At 74.0% G+C, this 18168-nt stretch carries 16 protein-coding genes; 5 read left to right on the plus strand and 11 right to left on the minus strand.

Annotation, left to right across the window (positions count from 1 at the left end):
* Position 1 precedes the first annotated feature (1 nt).
* From MCM47_RS10835 to MCM47_RS10855, 4 genes are all read left to right on the plus strand, one after another.
* Positions 2-994, plus strand: coding sequence for an ABC transporter ATP-binding protein (locus tag MCM47_RS10835; protein ID WP_238860799.1), 993 nt, complete (start codon positions 2-4; stop codon positions 992-994).
* A complete protein-coding gene (locus tag MCM47_RS10840) occupies positions 978-1880 on the plus strand; it encodes an ABC transporter permease (protein WP_238860801.1) in 903 nt (300 codons plus the stop codon). Before MCM47_RS10835 ends, MCM47_RS10840 begins: the two co-directional genes overlap by 17 nt.
* Positions 1881-1917: 37 nt before the next feature.
* Entirely contained in the window at positions 1918-2835 is a 918-nt protein-coding gene (locus tag MCM47_RS10845) for an ABC transporter ATP-binding protein (protein ID WP_238860803.1), read from the plus strand.
* A 136-nt stretch (positions 2836-2971) separates the two neighbouring features.
* Positions 2972-3691: an ABC transporter permease gene (locus MCM47_RS10855; protein ID WP_238860805.1), complete on the plus strand. Its 720-nt coding sequence runs from the start codon at positions 2972-2974 to the stop codon at positions 3689-3691.
* A 50-nt stretch (positions 3692-3741) separates the two neighbouring features.
* Here the strand turns inward: MCM47_RS10855 and MCM47_RS10860 are convergent, their stop codons facing one another.
* Together MCM47_RS10860 and MCM47_RS10865 are read right to left on the minus strand one after the other, a co-directional pair.
* On the minus strand, positions 3742-4992 hold the full coding sequence (locus MCM47_RS10860) for an MFS transporter (protein ID WP_238860807.1): 1251 nt from the start codon (positions 4990-4992) through the stop codon (positions 3742-3744).
* A 62-nt stretch (positions 4993-5054) separates the two neighbouring features.
* The gene (locus tag MCM47_RS10865) at positions 5055-5795 is read right to left on the minus strand and encodes a FadR/GntR family transcriptional regulator (RefSeq protein WP_238860809.1); all 741 of its coding nucleotides are present in this window, start codon (positions 5793-5795) and stop codon (positions 5055-5057) included.
* Positions 5796-5967: 172 nt separating this feature from the next.
* On the opposite strand from MCM47_RS10865, the gene MCM47_RS10870 reads away from it, so the two are divergent.
* Positions 5968-6735 (plus strand): sporulation protein, encoded by a 768-nt coding sequence (locus tag MCM47_RS10870; protein ID WP_308222312.1) that lies wholly within the window; start codon positions 5968-5970, stop codon positions 6733-6735.
* Positions 6736-6848: 113 nt separating this feature from the next.
* Here MCM47_RS10870 and MCM47_RS10875 read toward each other — a convergent pair whose 3' ends face one another.
* The 9 genes from MCM47_RS10875 to MCM47_RS10915 form a co-directional block, all read right to left on the minus strand.
* Positions 6849-8684 carry an LCP family protein gene (locus tag MCM47_RS10875; RefSeq protein WP_238860810.1) on the minus strand — a complete coding sequence of 612 codons (1836 nt, stop codon included), beginning with the start codon at positions 8682-8684 and terminating at the stop codon, positions 6849-6851.
* 193 nt (positions 8685-8877) lie between these two features.
* Positions 8878-9726 carry an HAD family hydrolase gene (locus MCM47_RS10880; protein WP_238860812.1) on the minus strand — a complete coding sequence of 283 codons (849 nt, stop codon included), beginning with the start codon at positions 9724-9726 and terminating at the stop codon, positions 8878-8880.
* Between the two features lie 40 nt (positions 9727-9766).
* Positions 9767-11041, minus strand: a complete 1275-nt coding sequence (serS, locus tag MCM47_RS10885) for a serine--tRNA ligase (protein WP_238860814.1) — start codon at positions 11039-11041, stop codon at positions 9767-9769.
* 505 nt (positions 11042-11546) lie between these two features.
* On the minus strand, positions 11547-12482 hold the full coding sequence (pheA, locus tag MCM47_RS10890) for a prephenate dehydratase (RefSeq protein ID WP_238860816.1): 936 nt from the start codon (positions 12480-12482) through the stop codon (positions 11547-11549).
* A 134-nt stretch (positions 12483-12616) separates the two neighbouring features.
* Positions 12617-13951, minus strand: a complete 1335-nt coding sequence (efeB, locus tag MCM47_RS10895) for an iron uptake transporter deferrochelatase/peroxidase subunit (protein ID WP_238860818.1) — start codon at positions 13949-13951, stop codon at positions 12617-12619.
* Positions 13952-13956: 5 nt separating this feature from the next.
* Positions 13957-16044 carry a FixH family protein gene (locus MCM47_RS10900; protein WP_238860820.1) on the minus strand — a complete coding sequence of 696 codons (2088 nt, stop codon included), beginning with the start codon at positions 16042-16044 and terminating at the stop codon, positions 13957-13959.
* An 11-nt stretch (positions 16045-16055) separates the two neighbouring features.
* A complete protein-coding gene (locus MCM47_RS10905) occupies positions 16056-16556 on the minus strand; it encodes a copper chaperone PCu(A)C (RefSeq protein ID WP_238860821.1) in 501 nt (166 codons plus the stop codon).
* On the minus strand, positions 16553-17221 hold the full coding sequence (locus MCM47_RS10910; protein WP_238860823.1) for an SCO family protein: 669 nt from the start codon (positions 17219-17221) through the stop codon (positions 16553-16555). The genes MCM47_RS10905 and MCM47_RS10910 overlap by 4 nt, the downstream gene beginning before the upstream one ends.
* Before the next feature lie 89 nt (positions 17222-17310).
* A complete protein-coding gene (locus MCM47_RS10915; protein WP_238860825.1) occupies positions 17311-18060 on the minus strand; it encodes a YcnI family protein in 750 nt (249 codons plus the stop codon).
* Positions 18061-18168: the final 108 nt, after the last annotated feature.

Consider the following 18168-nt stretch of genomic DNA (forward strand, 5'->3'; position numbering starts at 1 on the left):
CGTGTCCACTGTCATCAAGACGGACGGCCTCACCAAGAGGTTCCCCCGCGTCACCGCCCTCGACCGGCTCACCGTTGAGGTGCGGCCCGGGGTGGTCGGCCTGGTCGGTGCGAACGGCGCGGGCAAGTCCACACTCATCAAGATCCTGCTGGGGCTGGCCCCGGCCACCTCGGGCAGCGGGCAGGTCCTCGGGCTGGACGTCGCCACCGAGGGACCGCGGATCCGCGAGCAGGTCGGCTACATGCCCGAGCACGACTGCCTGCCGCCGGACGTCTCGGCGACCGAGTTCGTGGTCCACATGGCCCGGATGGCCGGTCTGCCGGCGGCGGCCGCCCGTGAGCGGACCGCCGACACGCTGCGGCACGTCGGGCTCTACGAGGAGCGGTACCGGCCGATGGGCGGGTACTCGACGGGCATGAAGCAGCGGGTGAAGCTGGCCCAGGCGCTGGTGCACGACCCGAAGCTGGTGCTGCTGGACGAACCCACCAACGGGCTGGACCCGGTCGGCCGGGACGACATGCTGGCGCTGATCCGCCGGGTGTACACCGACTTCGGCATCTCGGTGCTGGTCACCACCCACCTGCTCGGCGAGCTGGAACGGACCTGCGACCACCTGGTGGTGATCGACGGCGGACGGCTGCTGCGGTCCTCCTCCACCGCCTCCTTCACCGGGGCCACCGCCACCCTGGCCGTCGAGGTGACGGACTTCCCCGACGGCCGGGACCAAGGCCGACCCGCCGACGCGAGCACCGCCGTGCGCGAGCGGCTGGCCGCCGCCGGCCTGACCGTGGAGACCGACGGCCCGCGGCTGCTGCTCGTCCGGCTGGCCGGCGACGGGACGTACGACGCCATCCGCGACGCGGTCGCGGACCTCGGCCTCGGGCTGGTCCGGCTGGAGCAGCGCCGCCACCGGGTCGCCGAACTGTTCACCGACACCGGGGCGGACAGCACCGGCACACCGCAGGGAGGTACCGCTGATGCCGCCGTCTCCTGAGACCGGATCGGCCGACACCGGCGTCATCCACGACATCGGCTACCGCGGCTACACCGGCCCCCGGCTCGGCCGCTCGTACGCCGCCCGCTCGCTCTTCGTGCAGAGCCTGCGCGCCGCGTACGGGCTCGGGCGCTCCGCGAAGTCCAAGGTGCTGCCGATGCTGGTGCTCGGCGCGGTCACCGCGCCGGCCGCGCTGCTGGTGGCGATCGCCGTCGTCCAGCAGGCCGACGACCTGCCGACGGACTACCCGGCCTACCTCGCCGACCTCGACCTGGTGGTCTCGATCTTCCTCGCCGCGCAGGCGCCCGTCCTGCTCTCCCGGGACCTGCGCCACCAGAGCGTCCCGCTCTACTTCTCCCGCCCGATCACCCGGGCCGACTACGTGCGGGCCAAGTTCGCCGCCATGGTCTGCGCCCAACTGCTGCTGATGACCGCGCCGCTGCTGGTGCTCTACGCCGGCGCGCTGCTCGGTGGGATGAGCTTCGGACACCAGAGCGCGCACTTCCTGTACGGCCTGCTGACGGCCGTGCTCTACGCCCTGGTGCCGACCTCGGTCGCGCTGGTGATCGCCGCGGCCACGCCGCGCCGCGGCTTCGGGGTGGCCGCGATCATGGGCTGGCTGGCGGTCAGCACGGCGGTGGTGGGCATCGTCGTCGGCATCGCCACCGGCCCCTCGTCGACCGTCCCGGACTCCGCCCAGTGGGTGGCGCTGCTGTCGCCCGGCGCACTGGTCGAGAGCCTGGCCGACCAGCTGTTCGACGTCGGTTCCGGCGGCGCCCGGCTGCACGCGCCCGGCGCCCTCGGCACGATCGTCTTCGCCGCCGCCGCGGCCGCGACGGTGGCCGGCTCCTACGCGCTGCTGCTGCGCCGCTACCGCACCATCTGACCCACCACCGACCCACCGCAGGATCTGAGAGGGCGTCATGGCCACCATCACCATCGACAAGGTCTCCCGCTGGTTCGGGAACGTGGTCGCCGTCAACGACGTCAGCATGGCGATCGGGCCGGGCGTCACCGGCCTGCTGGGGCCGAACGGCGCGGGGAAGTCCACCCTCATCCACATGATGAGCGGCTTCCTCGCGCCCTCCACCGGCGCGGTCACGCTGGACGGCGCGCCGATCTGGCGCAACCAGGAGGTGTACCGGCAGATCGGCCTGGTCCCCGAGCGGGAGTCGATGTACGACTACCTGACCGGCTGGGAGTTCGTGCTCGCCAACGCCGAACTGCACGGCCTGGCCGACCCGGGCGCGGCGGCCCGGCGGGCGCTGGCCCTGGTCGAGATGGAGTACGCCCAGGAGCGGCGGACCGGCACCTACTCCAAGGGCATGAAGCAGCGGGTCAAGATGGCCTCCGCGCTGGTCCACGACCCGGCGGTGCTGCTGCTCGACGAGCCCTTCAACGGCATGGACCCGCGCCAGCGGCTGCAGCTGATGGAGCTGTTGCGCCGGTTCGGCGCCGACGGCCGGACGGTGCTCTTCTCCTCGCACATCCTGGAGGAGGTCGAGCAGCTGGCCCGGCACATCGAGGTCGTGGTGGCGGGCCGGCACGCCGCCTCGGGGGACTTCCGCCGGATCCGACGGCTGATGACCGACCGGCCGCACCGCTACCTGGTCCGTTCCAGCGACGACCGCAGGCTGGCGGCGGCGCTGATCGCCGACCCGTCGACGGCCGGCATCGCGCTGGACCGGCAGGAGCAGGGGCTGAGCATCCAGGCCGTCGACTTCCAGGGCTTCACCAGCCTGCTGCCGAAGGTCGCCCGGGAGGCCGGCATCCGGCTGTTCACCGTCGCACCGGCGGACGAGTCGCTGGAGAGCGTGTTCTCCTACCTCGTCTCCGCGTAGGCCCCGTCCGGCACCCGGACCTACGGCCCAGCCCCAGCACCCGAGGTACCTCCAGCACCCGCGGCACCCGCGGCACCCAGCCCCCAGCGCCCGCGGCACCCCACCCCGGAACCGGACCCAGGAAGGCCGACCCACCATGAACCCGACCGTCGCCAGGCTGACGCTGCGCGGCCTGCTGGGCCGCCGCCGCGGCATCCTGCTGCTGGTGGTGCCCGCCCTGCTGCTGCTTGTGTCGGCGATCGCGAGCGGCTCCAGCGGGGACAAGCACGACCTGACCGTCAAGATCCTCGGCCAGCTGGGCCTGGGCACCCTGCTGCCGATCCTCGGCCTGGTCGTCGGCACCGGCGCCATCGCCACCGAGATCGACGACGGCTCGATCGTCTATCTGCTGGCGAAGCCGCTGCCCCGGTGGAAGATCGTCACCACCAAGCTGGCCGTCGCCGTCGCCACCACCTGGGTGCTCGCGGCGATCCCGACCCTGCTCAGCGGCCTGATGCTCTACGGGACGCAGGACGGCCTGGCGCTCGGCTACACCGTGGCCGTCCTGCTGGCCGGGGCCGCGTACAGCGCGCTCTTCCTGCTGCTCGGCGTGGCCACCCGGCACGCGGTGGTGGCGGGCCTGGCGTACGCGCTGGTCTGGGAGGCGCTGGTCGGCAACTTCGTCAACGGTGCCCGGACGCTGAGCGTCCAGCAGTGGGGCCTCTCGGTGGCCGGGACGGTGGCCGCGGACGGCGCGATCACCACGTCCGTCGCGCTCGGCGCGGCCGTCCCGCTGCTGCTCGTGGTGACGGCCGGGGCCACGGTGCTGGCCTCGGTGAAGCTGGCCGGGCTCACCCTGGCGGCCGAGGAGTCGTAGCCGCCCCGGCGGCGCGGCGCGGGGCGGCGCGGCGCGGAGCCGGCTTCGGCTCAGAGCGTCCGGTTGCGGCCCGCGCCCCAGCCGGCCGCGCCGACGACGGCGACCAGCACCAGCATCAGCACCAGCGGAGTGGTCCAGCCGCCGGTCAGCTGGTGCAGCGCCCCGGCACCGACCGGCCCGGCCGCGGCCACCAGGTAGCCGACCGCCTGCGACATGCCGCCCAGCCTGGCGGCACCCGCGGCGCTGTCGGTGCGCAGCACGATGAAGGCGAGGCCCAGCCCCAGCGAGCCGCCCTGGGCGACACCGAGGACGGCGGCCGCCACCCAGGCGCCCGACACCGGGGCGGCCAGCAGAACGGCGATGCCGAGGCCGTTCAGCGCGGCCATCACCACGGCCAGCGCCCGCTGACCGGTCATCCGCCCGGCCATCAGCGGCACCAGGAAGGCGCCGGCCACCTGGACCAGGTTGGAGAAGGCGAAGACCAGACCGGCCCGGCCGCGGTCCATCCCGTGGTCGGCCAGGATGGTCGGCATCCACGCCACCAGGGTGTAGACCAGCAGCGACGAGATGCCCATGAAGAGGCTGATCTGCCAGGCCAGCGGCGAGCGCCAGGGCCCCGCGACCGGCCGGGCCGCCGCCGCGGGGGCGGCCGGGGCGGCGGCCGGCGCCGTCGCCCGGTCCTGCCGGGAGCGGAGCACCTGCGGCAGCCAGGCCACCGCGGCGACCAGCGCCAGCACCGACCAGGCGCCGAGCGAGGCCTGCCACCCGCCGCCGAGCACGTGCTCCAGCGGCACCGACGTCCCGGCCGCGAGCGTCGCGCCGACCAGCATGGTGGTCGAGTAGACGCCGGTCATGGCCGCCGCCCGGGCCGGGAACTCGCGCTTGACCAGGCCCGGCATCGACACGTTCAGCACCGCGATGGCGACCCCGATCACCACGCATCCCGCGTACAGCGCCGCCACCGAGGGCAGCACCCGCAGCAGCACGCCGGCGCCGAGCACCAGCACCGCGCCGAGCACCACCCGCTCGGTGCCGAACCGCCGGGTCAGCCGGGGGGTGAGCGGCGCGCCGACGCCCTGGAAGAGCACCGGCACCGTGGTGATCAGACCGCTCGCGGTGGCGGAGAGGCCGAAGGTGCGCTGGACCTCCCCGACCATCGGCGAGATCGCCGCGAGGCAGGCGCGCATGTTGAGGGCGACCAGCAGGATGCCGGTCAGCAACAGGGCGGGGTGCGCCAGCCGGGTGCGGACCGGGAGTGCGGGCGGGGTGGCGACCGGCTGGTGGGCACGGGTGACGGCCATGGGACGTGCTGCTCTTTCGTGAACTCAGGGGGTGCGGAGGGCGGAAGGGGGCGTCGGCCCCGTCACTTCCGCGCCGCGACGGCCGCGAGGAGCTGCTCGACGGCCGCGATCGGCTCGGCGAGCAGCGCCCGACACGCGGCCTCCGCACGGTCCGGGTCGCCGCTCTCGATCGCGTCCACCAGCGCCTCGTGGGTGGCCACGACCACCTCGGGCATCTCATGGTCGCCGAAGGCCGTCCGCATCGACTCGCGCACCGAGGCGCCGAAGTACCGGTACACCTCGGCCAGGGCCGGGTTGTGCGCGGCCTCGACGACGGCGGTGTGGAACTCCAGGTCGTGCTCGACGGTGGCCTCGCGGCCGGCCCGCACGGGGTGCGCCGCGATCACCTCGGCCTCACGGGCCAGCGCGGTCCGCATCCGGACGATGTCCTCGGGGGTGTGCCGCAGCGCGGCGAGCCGGGCGCCCTCGGCCTCCAGCGCCGCGCGGACCTCCAGCACGTCCCGCACCCCGGAGCGCTGCACGCCGCGCAGGACGGCGGCCGGGTCGCTGGTGCTGCGTACGAAGGTGCCCTCGCCCTGGCGGGAGACCAGCATCCCGGCGTGCACCAGCACCCGGATCGCCTCCCGCACGGTGTTGCGTCCGACCTGCAGTCGCTCGGCCAGCTCGTGCTCGGTGGGGATCCGGGAGCCGACCGGCCACGCACCGGCGGCGAGCTGCTCGCGCAGTGCGTCGATGGCGGTGTCCACCAGGGAGCGCCGGCCGGCGGCCTGCAGGGTGTCCTGGCTGTGGCCGGGCACGCTCATGGCGGGGCTCCCCTCGGTGCGGTCGGTCGGTCCTGGGCGGGTCGTCGGTCATCCTACAACTGATTGCCCGGTCATCCTACAACCGCCGCTGAACAGCTCGGGAACCGTCGGGGCCCGCCTGGCGTTCCTCCCGACGACTTCGGTCCACCCCTATTTCGAGGAGAGCGCCCGCATGGTGTTCAAGAAGCTGCTCGGTGCCCTGGGCGTCGGCGGTCCCGGCGTCGACACCGTCCTGACCACGCCGGTGGTCCAGCCCGGCGGGACCCTGCACGGCACGGTCGAACTGACCGGGGGGACGGTCGAGGCGGACATCCGGGGGATCACGCTGACGCTGGTCGCCCGGGTCGAGATCGAGCACGAGGAGGGCGAGAGCACCGGGCTGTACCCGTTCGCCCGCTTCTCGGTCGCCCAGCCCCTGGTGCTGGCGCCCGGCGAGAACCGCTCGATCCCGTTCGCCGTGCCGGTGCCCTGGGAGACGCCGGTCACCACGATCGCCGGCCAGCGTCTGCACGGCATGCAGCTCGGCGTCCGGACCGAGGTGGACATCGCGGGCGCGCTCGACAAGGGCGACTCCGACCCGCTGGAGGTCGAGCCGCTGCCGGTGCAGCGCCGCGTCCTGGACACGCTGCTGCAGCTCGGCTTCCACTTCCGCTCGGCCGACCTGGAGGCCGGACGCATCCACGGGACCGGGCAGACGCTGCCGTTCTACCAGGAGGTCGAGTTCTCCTCGGCGCCGCAGTACGCGCACGCCTGCAACTCGCTGGAGGTCAGCTTCGTCACCACCCCGCACCGGGTCGAGGTGGTCCTGGAGGCGGACAAGCGCGGCGGCCTGTTCGGCGGCGGGCACGACGTGATCCGCACCCACGTGGTGGAGCACGGCCAGGCCGACCAGGACCTCACCGGCCTGGTCGACGGCTGGATCCGCGCGGCGCTCCACTAGGGCGCCGGCCGGCGCCCTAGTGGAGCGCCGAGCCGCGACGGGGTCCGTCCGCCCGGACGGACCCCGTCGCGGCTCCGGCGCCGCCCGCCCGGCAGCATCCGAAGAGAGAGGCCCTAGCCGTAGGAGACGTTGCTGCAGATGTCGTCGTCGGCCGAACGGGCCTCGCTGACCACCTCGGAGGGCAACGGCGCCGGGGCGGTCGCCGTGCCGGCCGCGGGGGCGGCCGGGCCGGCGTTGGCGGCGGCGTAGTCCTTGCCGAGGACGAGGCTGATCCCGGCCGCCGAGGTGGGCGCCAGGGTGGCACCCGGGAAGAGAGCCGCCACCTTCTCCGCGTTGGCCTTCTGCCCGCTGCCGTACTCGACCGTTGTGGTCGCCTTGTTGGTGCTCTTCGCACCGGTGACCGTGGTGACGGTGACCTTGGCGGCCTTGAGCGTCTCGGCGGCCTTGGCCGCCAGCCCGTTGGCGGTGGTCCCGTTGTAGACCGCGACCTTGATCGGGGTGTCCACGGCGGCCGGTGTCGGCGCCGCCGAGGTGGTCTCCGGCGCGGCCGTCGGGCTCGCCTGGGCGTCCTCCTGCTTGCCGGTGGCGTCCTGGCCGTCGATGGTCCGGTCGGCCTGGAGGGTCTTCCACAGGTTGTCGACGGCCGGGTGGACCAGGTCGATCCGGGGGCCGTTGTAGCGCCACGGCGCGGTGAGGAACTTGACGTCGTGCAGGTCGATGTTCTTCATCGACAGCGCGAAGTCCATCAGCTTCTTGGCCGAGTCCAGCCCGGGGTCGACCGTCATGGACTTGGTGGCCGCGTCGGCGAGCGGCAGCAGGGTGGTCGGGTTGAGGCCCTGGCCCTTGACCTTGGCCATCATCGACGAGAGGAAGGCCTGCTGGCGCTTCATCCGGCCGACGTCGGAGTCGTCGCCGATGCCGTGCCGCAGCCGGACGTAGTCCAGCGCCTTCTGGCCGGCCACCTTCTGCTTGCCCTTGGGCAGGACGATCTTGCCCTTCTTGCCCAGGTTGGGGTTGATGTTCCCCTCGTAGATGTCGTTGGGCAGGCAGACGTCGACGCCGTCGACGGCCTCGGTCATCGCCGAGAAGCCCTCGAAGTTCACCTCGATGGTGTGGTCGACCCGGATGCCGGTGAGCTTCTCCACCGTGTTCTGGGTGCAGGCCGGGTTGCCGGTCTCGGTGTTGCCCACCGAGAACGCGGAGTTGAACATCTGCCCGGACTTCTCCTCGGTCCACTTCCCGTTCGGCAGCTTGCACTTCGGGATGGTGACCAGGGCGTCGCGCGGGATCGAGATGCCGACGGCGTGCTTGTGGTCGGCGTAGACGTGCAACAGGATCGTGGTGTCCGAGCGGGCACCGTCCTCGTCGCCGCCGCCGAGGTCGCTGTTCTTGCCCGCGCGCGAGTCCGAGCCGATGAGCAGGACGTTCACCGGCTTGTTGCCGTTGGCGTCGGCGGTGGCCTCCGGCGGGCGGTCGGCGGAGACGGCCCCGGCGTCGAAGGACTTGATGTTGCCGTTCAGCTTGTAGTAGATCGCGCCGCCGCACCCGGCCAGCACGACCATCACACCGGCCACCGACCACGCGACGGTCTTCTTGACGTTGCGCTTGGGCTTGCGGCTGTTACGCGCCGCCGCCCGCCCGCCGGTCGGGGCGGCCTCGGCCCGGCGTCCGCCGGCGGCCCGGCGCGCCTCGGCCCGCCCGCCCTCGGCCCGTGCGCCTTCCACGCGCCCGCCTTCCTTCCGCGCGCCCTCGGCCCGCGTGCCGTCGGCCCGGCCGCGGCCGTCCTTGGCCTGGGCGGCCCGCCGGGCCTCGGCCCGGCCGCCGGGGCGGGGTGCGGGGACGCGGCCGCCCTCAGCGGGCCGCTCGGTGCGTACGCCGCCGCGCGAGGCGCCCTCGGCACGCCGACGCCCGTCCGCCCCCGACGGGCTCTCGTCCCTCTGGCCTGACATGCGCGTACCTCTCACCGGCGGAAGCAGCAATCCTGCGCGTGTCCGGCGGGCACGGCCCGGGCCCGGCCAGGAGCACCGCACAGGAGCACCGCACCGGGAGGCACGGAGCTTCAGCGGAGCATACAAACTCTTCCTGGAGCGGTCAGCATCCGGGTGCCGACCCCGGCCCGCTCGGCGCCCGCCCGCCGGGCGCTCACCGCGCCGGGTAGAGCCGCTCCAGCACGACGGCGACGCCGTCCTCGTCGTTGCCGGCGGTGACCTCGTCGGCGACCGCGAGCAGTTCCTCGTGCGCGTTGGCCATCGCGACGCCGTGCCGGGCCCAGGCGAACATCGGCACGTCGTTGGGCATGTCACCGAAGGCGATGGTGTCGGCGCCCCTCACCCCCAGCCGGCGGGCCGCGACGGCCAGGCCGGTGGCCTTGGAGAGGCCGAGCGGCAGCAGCTCGACGATGCCGGGGCCGGCCATCACGACGCCGACCAGGTCGCCGGCGACCCTGCGGGCGGCCTCGGCGAGGCCGTCGTCGGTGAGCCGGGGGTGCTGGATGTAGAGCTTGCTGAGCGGGCTCAGGAACAGCTCGTCCTTGGCGACCCGGACGACCGGCAGGTCGGAGCCGATCAGCAGCTCGTAGCCGGGGCCGGCCAGCACCTCGCCCTCCAGGCCGTCCTGGTTGGCGGCCACCGCCAGCGGACCGGTCTCCGCCTCGATCTTGGCGATCGCCAGCGCGGCGAGCCGGCGGTCCAGGGTGAGCGAGGTGAGCAGCCGGTGCGCGCCCGCGTCGTACACCTGGGCGCCCTGGCCGCAGACCGCTATCCCGCGGTAGCCGATCTCGTCGAAGACCGGCCGGGCCCAGGCGGCCGAGCGGCCGGTGACGATGATGTGCAGGGCCCCGGCGCCGGTGGCGGCGGCGAGCGCCGCCCTGGTCCGCTCGGAGACGGTCTCCTCGCTGGTCAGCAGCGTGCCGTCGAGGTCGGTGGCGACCAGCCGGAAGGGCAGGTCGCCACCGTCGACCGGGGAGACGGGGCTGGGGCTCGTGCTGCTCATGGGCCGTGCGTCTCCCGGGTCTGCCTGCGGGTGGTGGGCGTTACTTGACGGGTGCGAGGACGGTGCGCCCGCCGAGGAACGGCCGCAGCGCCTCCGGCACGACCACCGAGCCGTCGGCCTGCTGGTGGTTCTCCAGGATCGCCACGATGGTGCGCGGGACGGCGACCAGGGTGCCGTTCAGCGTGGCCAGCGGGCGGACCTTGCCCTCCTCGCGCATCCGGATGGAGAGCCGGCGGGACTGGTACTCGGTGGTGTTCGAGGTCGAGGTGACCTCGCGGTACTTGCCCTGGGTGGGGATCCACGCCTCGATGTCGAACTTGCGGGCGGCCGAGGAACCGAGGTCGCCGGAGGCGACGTCGATCACCCGGTACGGCAGCTCCAGCGCGTTCAGGAAGTCCTTCTCCCACTGCAGCAGGCGGCGGTGCTCGGCCTCGGCGTCCTCGGGCGAGGTGAAGACGAACATCTCCACCTTCTCGAACTGGTGGACGCGGATGATGCCGCGGGTGTCCTTGCCGTAGGTGCCGGCCTCGCGGCGGAAGCAGGACGAGTAGCCGGCGTACCGCAGCGGCAGCTTCTCGGCGTCGATGATCTCGTCCATGTGGTACGCCGCGAGCGGGACCTCGCTGGTGCCGACGAGGTAGCGCTCCTCCTCTTCGAGGAAGTACACGTTCTCGGCGGCCTGGCCGAGGAAGCCGGTGCCGTCCATGGCGGCCGGGCGGACCAGGGCCGGGGTGATCATCGGGATGAAGCCGGCCGCGGTGGCCTGGGCGATCGCCATGTTGACCAGGGCGAGCTCCAGCAGCGCGCCGACACCGGTCAGGTAGTAGGACCGCGCGCCGGCCACCTTGGCACCGCGCTCGGTGTCGATCGCACCGAGGATCTGGCCCAGCTCGACGTGGTCGCGGGGCTCGAAGCCCTCGGCGGCGAAGTCGCGCGGGGTGCCGATCTCCTCCAGGGTGACGAAGTCCTCCTCGCCGCCGACCGGGGCGGCCGGGTCGATGAGGTTCGCCAGGGAGCGGAGCAGGCGCTCGGCCTCCTCTTTGGCCGCGCCGTGTTCGGCGTCGGCGGCCTTGACCTCGGCGGCCAGCTCCTTGGTGCGCTGGAGCAGGGCGGTCTTCTCGTCGCCCTGGGCCTTGGCGACGAGCTTGCCGAGCGACTTCTGCTCGTTGCGCAGCTCGTCGAAGCGACTGCCCGAGGACCGGCGCCGCTCGTCGGCGGAGAGGAGGGCGTCGACCAGGTCGACGTCCTCGCCACGGACGCGCTGCGAGGCGCGCACTCGGTCAGGGTCCTCACGAAGCAGGCGAAGGTCAATCACGGGCCCAAGCCTACCGGGCGGGGGCCTGTCCACCGGTACCGGATTTCCCTGGGGATAACTCCCCCGGTCCTGTGGATAACTCCTGTGGGCAACCGGGCGTCCGGAGGTTATCCACAGCCGGGGCCGGTGGGCTGTGGACGGTCGGGCCGGGTCGGCGGGTCGTGCTCACAACCAAGGAATTGAGGTTTCAAACCTCATTTGACCTTCTCGGGTGAGGGAATTGAAGCACTCGGACGGGTGATTTGCTGGCACACGGGTGACTCTGGTCCGATTAGTCATCTCTGCGACGCTAACCGATGATCCGACCGAACCCGGCAGTAGCTATACCGCTTTGTCGACTCATCCCCAGGCCTGTGGATAACTCGCGGCTGTGGACAGCCGGTACCCCTGTGGACAGCCGCTTCCCGGTGCCGCCGTCCTGTGGACGGCGGGTTCGGCGACCCGCCCGGCCCGGCGGGCGCGGTCGAAAACGGTCGGAAAAGGTCAGAAGGACAAATGGCGGCGGTCAGATGTCGCCGCGGCCGTCGAGGCAGCGGGAGAGCCAGTCGGCGGCCGCGGTGAAATCGGCGTCCGACGTGCCCGGCCGCTGGTGCTCGGAGACCTGCTGGTCCGCGCGCGGGTAGGAGCCGAGGAAGCGCACCTGCGGGCAGATCCGCTTGAGTCCCATCAGCGCCTCGCTCACCCGGCGGTCGGCCAGGTGCCCCTCGCAGTCGATCAGGAAGCAGTAGCTGCCGAGCCCCTCGCCGGTCGGCCGGGACTCGATCCGCATCAGGTTGACCCCGCGCACCGCGAACTCCTGCAGCAGCTCCAGCAGCGCGCCCGGGTGGTCGTCCGGCAGCCAGACCACCATCGAGGTCTTGTCCGCCCCGGTCGGCGAGGAGACCCGCCCGGGCCGGCCGACCAGGACGAACCGGGTGGTCGCGTTCTGCGCGTCGGCGATCTCCTTGACCAGCGGGTCCAGCCCGTAGATCGGCGCGGCGAACTCGCCCGCGAAGGCGCCGTCGAACCGGCCCTCGGCGACCAGCCGGGCCCCGTCGGCGTTGGAGGCGGCCGACTCCCACCTGGCCTCCGGCAGGTTGGCCGCCAGCCAGCGGCGCACCTGCGGCTGGGCCACGGGGTGGCTGGTGACGGTCCGGATGTCGGCCAGCTCCGTCCCCGGCCGGACCAGCAGTGCGAACGCGATCGGCAGCAGCACCTCGCGGTAGATCATCAGCGGGGTGCCGGAGGCGAGTTCGTCGTTGGTCGCGGTGACGGCGCCCTCGACGGAGTTCTCGATCGGCACGAACGCGCCCGCGGCCTCGCCGCCGCGCACCGCGTCCAGCACCAGCGGGACGGAGGCCAGCGGCACCAGCTCCCGGGTCGCCGCCTCGGGCAGCGTGCGCAGGGCGGCCTCGGTGAAGGTGCCCGCCGGGCCGAGGTAGGTGTAGCGGGTGGCCGACATTCCGTGCCTCCATGCGAATGGGTTACCGGGCAAGCCACCTTAACCAGTTTCACCCGCCGCCCACGGCGGTGTTCCGGCCCGTGGGCAGCGCCTGCCCGGCACGTGGTAATGGCCCGGGCGGCGCCGCCGGGCGGCTACGGTTCCAGCAGCGTCTGCCCCACGTACCCGCCCTCCGGAGCGCCCGGCGGGACGGCGTACAGGCCGCTCGCCTCGTGCCGCAGGAACCGGGAGAGTCCGTCGCCCCGGGAGAGCTTGCGCTGCACCGGGGTGAAGCCCCGGCGCGGGTCGGCCTGGAAGGCGAGGAAGAGCAGCCCGGCGTCCGGCGCGCCGTCGGGCAGCAGGCCGTCGTGGTACGAGAAGCCGCGCCGCAGCATCGCCGCACCGCCGTTGGCGGCCGGCGCCGCGACCCGGACGTGGGCGTCGGCCGGGATCGCCAGCGCGCCGTCCGGGCCCTGCGCCGCCAGGTCCACCGGGGTGGACTCGCCCGCCCCGGCGGGCGCGGAGAGCGGCGAGCCGTCGGACTTCCGCCGCCCGATCACCCGCTCCTGGCGGTCCGTCGGCAGTGCCTCCCAGCTGTCCAGCAGCATCCGGATCCGCCGGAACACGAGGTACGAGCCGCCCGCCAGCCAGGCCGGCCGGTCGCCCCCGGCGGTGCAGAACACCTTGTCGGCGAAGCCCTCCTGGCCGGGGCGGGGGTTGTTGGTGCCGTCGATCTGGCCCATCAGGTTGCGCCCCGTCACCGGGTGCGCGGTGGCGCCCGGCGTCCGGGCGAAGCCGGCCGCCTGCCAGCGCAGCGCCGCCGTGCCGGCCGCCTGCCGCTGGAGCACCCGCAGGGCGTGCACGGCGACCAGGGCGTCGTCGGCGCCGATCTGGACGAACAGGTCGCCGTCGCCGCGGGCCGGGTCGAGGGCGTCCGCAGGGAAGGCAGGCAGCGGCTCCAGCGCGACCGGGCGGCGGTCGGCCAGCCCGGTCTTGTCGAAGAGGGTGGCGCCGAAGCCGAAGGTGACGGTCAGCGAGCAGGGGCCCGCGTCCAGCGCGACCTGGTTCTCGAACTCGTCGGCCGGCTCGCCGGCGGCCAGCCGGGCGGCGGTGCGCGACCAGCGCCGCAGCAGCGATCGCAGACCCTCCCGGCCGGCGCCGTCGGCCAGGTCGAAGGCGGCCAGCTGGACCCGGGCCTGCTGCGGTTCGAGGATGCCGGCCTGGTGCTCGCCGTGGAACGGCACCCGGGCCGCGCCGAGGCCGCCGGCCGGAGCGGGCGCGGGGGAGCGGTCCAGGGCGACCGCCCCGGCCGCGCCCGCGCTCGCGCCGACCACCAGGCCCGCCCCGGCGGTGCCCAGCAGCGCCCGCCGGGTGACACCGCGGGGCCGGCCGCTCCCCGCGGCCGCCGGCCGGTCCGTGCGCTCCGGCCGGTCCGATCGTTCGGTCCCGTCCGATCGTTCGGGCTGCGGCGGCTGCTCCGTGCGCTCCATCGCGGTCACCCGATCTTCAGCGACTTGATCTCGGTGGCCTGGTCGATGTCCGAGGAACGGACGACCACCGAGACCACCCAGTTACCGGGCAGCGGCAGCTGCGCGGTGCCGCTCCAGCGGCCGGTGCCCTCGGCGGCCAGCGTGACCGGCAGCGGGCCGAGGTCGCGGTCCGGCAGGGTGAAGGCGAGCTGCACCTCGGGCACCTCGACCGGCTGGCCGTCCGCGCCGTCCAGTTTCAGGTGCACCTCGTTGGGGCCGGTCCGGGCCGGGTTGAGGGTCACCGTCGCGGTGCCCCTGGCGTTCGGGGTGCGGCCCTTGGTGTCGTACGGGAGCCTGAGCTCCAGGGTCTGGCCGGGCACGGTCTGCGGGGCGGGCACGCCCGGGGCCGGTGCGCTGGCGGCCGGACGACCGGCCGCCGCTCCCGCCGAGACCTCGTCCGCCACCCGCCCGGGCGGGGAGTTGGTGAGCATCGTGGTGACCACCAGCACGGCCACCGCGGCCAGCGCCTCGACCAGCACCGAACGGCGCAGGCCGGCCCGGGTCGGGGTGAGTCCGCGGTCGCGGCCGGCGTTCGCCCGGGCGGTCCGCTGGCGGGCCAGCTGGGCCTGCCGGACCGGGTCGTCGGAGTGCCGAGCGGCGACGGCGGCCGGCTCCGGCGCCTCGACCTCGACCGGTTCGACAGCGGCCGCCTCCTCCGGGGTGGACCGCAGCCGGGCCAGCCAGGACCGGGAGATCCAGGCGACGCCGAGCATCGCGGCCACGCAGCCGGTCTTCACCAGCAACAGCCGCCCGTACTCGGTGCCGGTCAGCGCACCCCAGCTGCCGAGGCCGCGCCAGGACTGGTAGAGGCCGGTGGCGGTGAGCACCGCGACCGCGCCGAAGGCGACCTTGGAGAAGCGGTCGGCGACCTCCGCGCCGATCCCGTGCCGCAGGCCGACCAGCATCGTGGCCAGGCCGCCCAGCCAGAGCGCCATCGCGACCAGGTGCAGCATGCCGAGCGGCAGAGCCAGCCAGACCTGGATGCCCACCGAGGCGTGGTCCGCGCCGGCCCAGGTCGCCGACAGGGCGGTGGCCAGCACCAGCCCGGCCACGCCGAGGCCGAGCCGGGCCTCGCGCTCCGGCCGCTCGGCGGCGCGCCGCTCCAGCTCGCGCAGCTCGGCCTCCTCGGCCGCCTCGGCGTCGACGGCCGCCGCCTTCGCGTCCTGCGCCTTCGCGTCCTGCGCCTTCGCGTCCCGCGCCTTCGCGCCGGGCTCCGCTCCGGCGTCCCGGGCCGTCGGCCGGCCCGGCTGTCCGAGCTGGCCGACCAGCAGGGAGAGGAAGACGCCGCTCGCTGCCAGCAGCAGCAGCCGGGCCGCCAGCGCCGTGCCGATCCGCTCGTCCAGGGTGGTGCGCACCAGCGACAGGTCGAAGGCCTGCCCCACGCCCGAGCCGCGCTCGTACGGGCCGCGCAGCATCAGCACCGCGACGGTGGAGACCAGCAGGGCCACCCACCCGGTCATCAGCAGCCGCTGCACCGGGCGCCGCGCCGCACCGCCGGGCCAGCAGATCAGCACGAACGCGGCGGTGCCGGCCAGCAGCGCGAACGCCCCGTACGCCACCGCGCGGCCGGTGCCGTAGAGCGCGGCGACCACGTCGTCGGCCTCGGCGCCGCTCAGCGCGGTGGTGGAGACCGAGGTGTCCGAGGGGGCGCCGACCGAGAAGGTGAAGGCGCCGCCGATCGGGTGCGAGTCCTCGGAGACGGCGCGCCAGGCCACCGTGTAGGTGCCGCCCGCGAGCCCGGCGGCCAGGCCGACCCGGGCGGTGTTGTCCCTGCCGTCCGCGTGCGCCGGGTTGCCGGTGTCGACGGCCTTGCCGGCCGGGTCGAGCACCCGCACCGAGTCGCCGGAGAGCGAGACCGCCTCGCTGAAGGTCAGCGTGACGGCCTGCGGCGCGGTGGCGAGGACGGAGTTCTGGGCCGGGTCGGTGGACTGCAGGGTGGCGTGCGCGGCGGCCGGTCCGGCGCCGGCGAGCATCAGGGCGAGCACGGCGCCGAGGACGCCGAGCAGCCCGGCGAGTCGGCGGCGGGCGGTCTGCGGGAACGCGGCCTTCGGCATCTGGCGGATCCTTACTGCTGACCGGGGCGGTAGGTGAGCTCCTTGACCGGCACCTTGACCGAGATGGTGCCGGCCTTCGCGAAGGTCAGGTCCAGCTCGACCTCGTCCCCGAGGGCGGGGGCCTTCTGCCATCCCGTGATCATGAGGTGGTTGCCGCCGCGGGCGAGCTGCAACGCGCCGTGCGCCGGGACGTCCAGCCCAGCGACCTGCTCCATGGTGGAGGCGGTGGAGCGGTGCATGGTGATCGAGCCGGCGCCCGGACTGGAGACGCCGACCAGCTGGTCCCGGCCGCCGTCGTTGCGCACGGTCAGGTAGCCGGCCGCCGTGCCGCCGGCCGGCGGGAGGGGGATGTAGGAGTCCGCGACGGTCAGCCGGGCCGGCCCGTCGGCGGCGCCGTCCTGGCCGCCCGCACCGCAGGCGGCCAGGATGGCGCCGCCGCCCAGTGCCGTCGCCAGCACCGCCCCCGCGAGCGCGGTCCGCCGGAAGCCGGCGGCCCCGCCGGTGCCCTTCACGCCGCGACCCCCTTGGCGAGCAGCGGCAGGTCGTGCTCGTAGGTCTTCTCCTCGGTGCCGCTGAGGTAGAGGACGTGCGCCTTGTCGTCGGACGGCAGGAAGGCCAGCACCTGCGCGCCGTGGGTGGAGGTGACGGTGCCGTCGGCGTTGACCACCGGGTCCTCGATCATGATGCCGAGCGACTTGGCGGCGGCCTTCACCTTGGCGAGGTCGCCGGTGAGTCCTATGAAGTCGCCGCCCATCGAGTCCAGCCAGGTGCGCAGCACCTGCGGGGTGTCGCGCTGCGGGTCGGTGGAGACGAAGACGACGTCGACCTTCTGCCGCTCCTCGGGGGAGAGCTTCTTCATGGCCACGCCGATGTCGCCCATCGTGGTGGGGCAGACGTCCGGGCAGCTGGTGTAGCCGAAGAACAGCAGGGTGGACCTGCCCTTGGTCTTCTGGCGCAGGTCGAAGGGCTGGCCGGAGGTGTCGGTCAGTTGCAGCTCGGGCTTGTCGAAGTGCTTGCTGAGCACGGTGCCGTCGTAGGGCGAGTCGGTCTTCTGCTGGGTGACCTTGGCGGGGCTGCCGCTGCCGCCGCCGGAGCCGCAGGCGGTCAGCGTCAGGGCGGCGGCGAGCGCGACGGCGGCGGCGCCGGCCAGGCGGGCGGTACGGGCGGTGCGGGGCATGGGAGATCCGATCGTGCGCGGTGGACCACCGGCGGGGCCGTACCCGGGCGCGGGTACGGCGGCGGGTACGGCCCCGCCGGTGCGGAGGGTCAGGAGGCGTTGCGGCGGCGCAGGCCGAGGACGCCGACGGCGGTGCCGACCACGCCGACGACGATGCCGACCACGCCGAGGACGCGGGCGGTCGAGTCGCTCGCCTTGGCGGAGGAGTCGGCCGCCTGCTCCTTGGCGTCGCCGTGGCCGTGGGCGTCGGCGGCGGGCGAGGCGGAGGCGGAGACGCCGTGGCCGTCGGCGGAGGTGGCCTTGGTGAGGCTCAGCACGGGGGCGGGCTTGGCCGGCTCGGGCTGGCCGTCCTTGGCCTCGTCGATCCAGCGGACGACGTCCCCGTTGTCGTAGCTCTGCAGCGCCTTGAAGACCAGCTTGTCGGTGTCGGTCGGCAGCGGGCCGAGCGAGACGCGGAACTCCTGGAACTGGCCGGGGGCGATCTTGGTGCCCGCGTCGGCGGTCCAGGTGATCTTGGAGACGGCCTCGTTGACGTCGTTGCCGTGCACCTTGATCGGCTTGTCGAGCTTGGACTTCTCGACGGTCGCGGTCCAGCCCGGCATCGGCAGGGTGCGGACCGAGGCCAGCGGGTGGTCCAGCGGGAGGTTGACCTCCAGCTTCACGGTGGAGGCGGTGTCGTTCTCGTTCGGCACCCGGAAGTCGACGGCGGTGTAGCCGCCCTGCTGGGCGTTGCCGGGCTGGACGGTCACGTGCGCGGAGGCGGGACCGGCCAGCAGCACGACCGAGGCGGCGGCGGTGAGGGCGACGGCGGCGATACGGCGGGTGGGAAGGGAACGCATGGTTTCTGGGTCTCCGTTCGGAGGCTCGGCGGCGGGCCCGCTCCCGGGCACGGGTGGTCCGTGCTCCGGTGGGGCCGGGCAGCGCGGGGATGAGATGGGGTACGGCCG

It is taken from the genome of Kitasatospora sp. A2-31, from assembly GCF_022288725.1.
Lineage (GTDB): Bacteria > Actinomycetota > Actinomycetes > Streptomycetales > Streptomycetaceae > Kitasatospora.

What these genes read in the sequence shown, in the direction of transcription:
- MCM47_RS10840 (WP_238860801.1), top strand. Translation starts at nt 978, where the DNA reads ATGCCGCCGTCTCCTGAGACCGGATCGGCCGACACCGGCGTCATCCAC.
- MCM47_RS10845 (WP_238860803.1), top strand. Translation starts at nt 1,918, where the DNA reads ATGGCCACCATCACCATCGACAAGGTCTCCCGCTGGTTCGGGAACGTG.
- MCM47_RS10855 (WP_238860805.1), top strand. Translation starts at nt 2,972, where the DNA reads ATGAACCCGACCGTCGCCAGGCTGACGCTGCGCGGCCTGCTGGGCCGC.
- MCM47_RS10860 (WP_238860807.1), bottom strand. Translation starts at nt 4,992, where the DNA reads ATGGCCGTCACCCGTGCCCACCAGCCGGTCGCCACCCCGCCCGCACTC.
- MCM47_RS10865 (WP_238860809.1), bottom strand. Translation starts at nt 5,795, where the DNA reads ATGAGCGTGCCCGGCCACAGCCAGGACACCCTGCAGGCCGCCGGCCGG.
- MCM47_RS10870 (WP_308222312.1), top strand. Translation starts at nt 5,968, where the DNA reads ATGGTGTTCAAGAAGCTGCTCGGTGCCCTGGGCGTCGGCGGTCCCGGC.
- MCM47_RS10875 (WP_238860810.1), bottom strand. Translation starts at nt 8,684, where the DNA reads ATGTCAGGCCAGAGGGACGAGAGCCCGTCGGGGGCGGACGGGCGTCGG.
- MCM47_RS10880 (WP_238860812.1), bottom strand. Translation starts at nt 9,726, where the DNA reads ATGAGCAGCACGAGCCCCAGCCCCGTCTCCCCGGTCGACGGTGGCGAC.
- pheA (WP_238860816.1), bottom strand. Translation starts at nt 12,482, where the DNA reads ATGTCGGCCACCCGCTACACCTACCTCGGCCCGGCGGGCACCTTCACC.
- efeB (WP_238860818.1), bottom strand. Translation starts at nt 13,951, where the DNA reads ATGGAGCGCACGGAGCAGCCGCCGCAGCCCGAACGATCGGACGGGACC.
- MCM47_RS10900 (WP_238860820.1), bottom strand. Translation starts at nt 16,044, where the DNA reads ATGCCGAAGGCCGCGTTCCCGCAGACCGCCCGCCGCCGACTCGCCGGG.
- MCM47_RS10910 (WP_238860823.1), bottom strand. Translation starts at nt 17,221, where the DNA reads ATGCCCCGCACCGCCCGTACCGCCCGCCTGGCCGGCGCCGCCGCCGTC.
- MCM47_RS10915 (WP_238860825.1), bottom strand. Translation starts at nt 18,060, where the DNA reads ATGCGTTCCCTTCCCACCCGCCGTATCGCCGCCGTCGCCCTCACCGCC.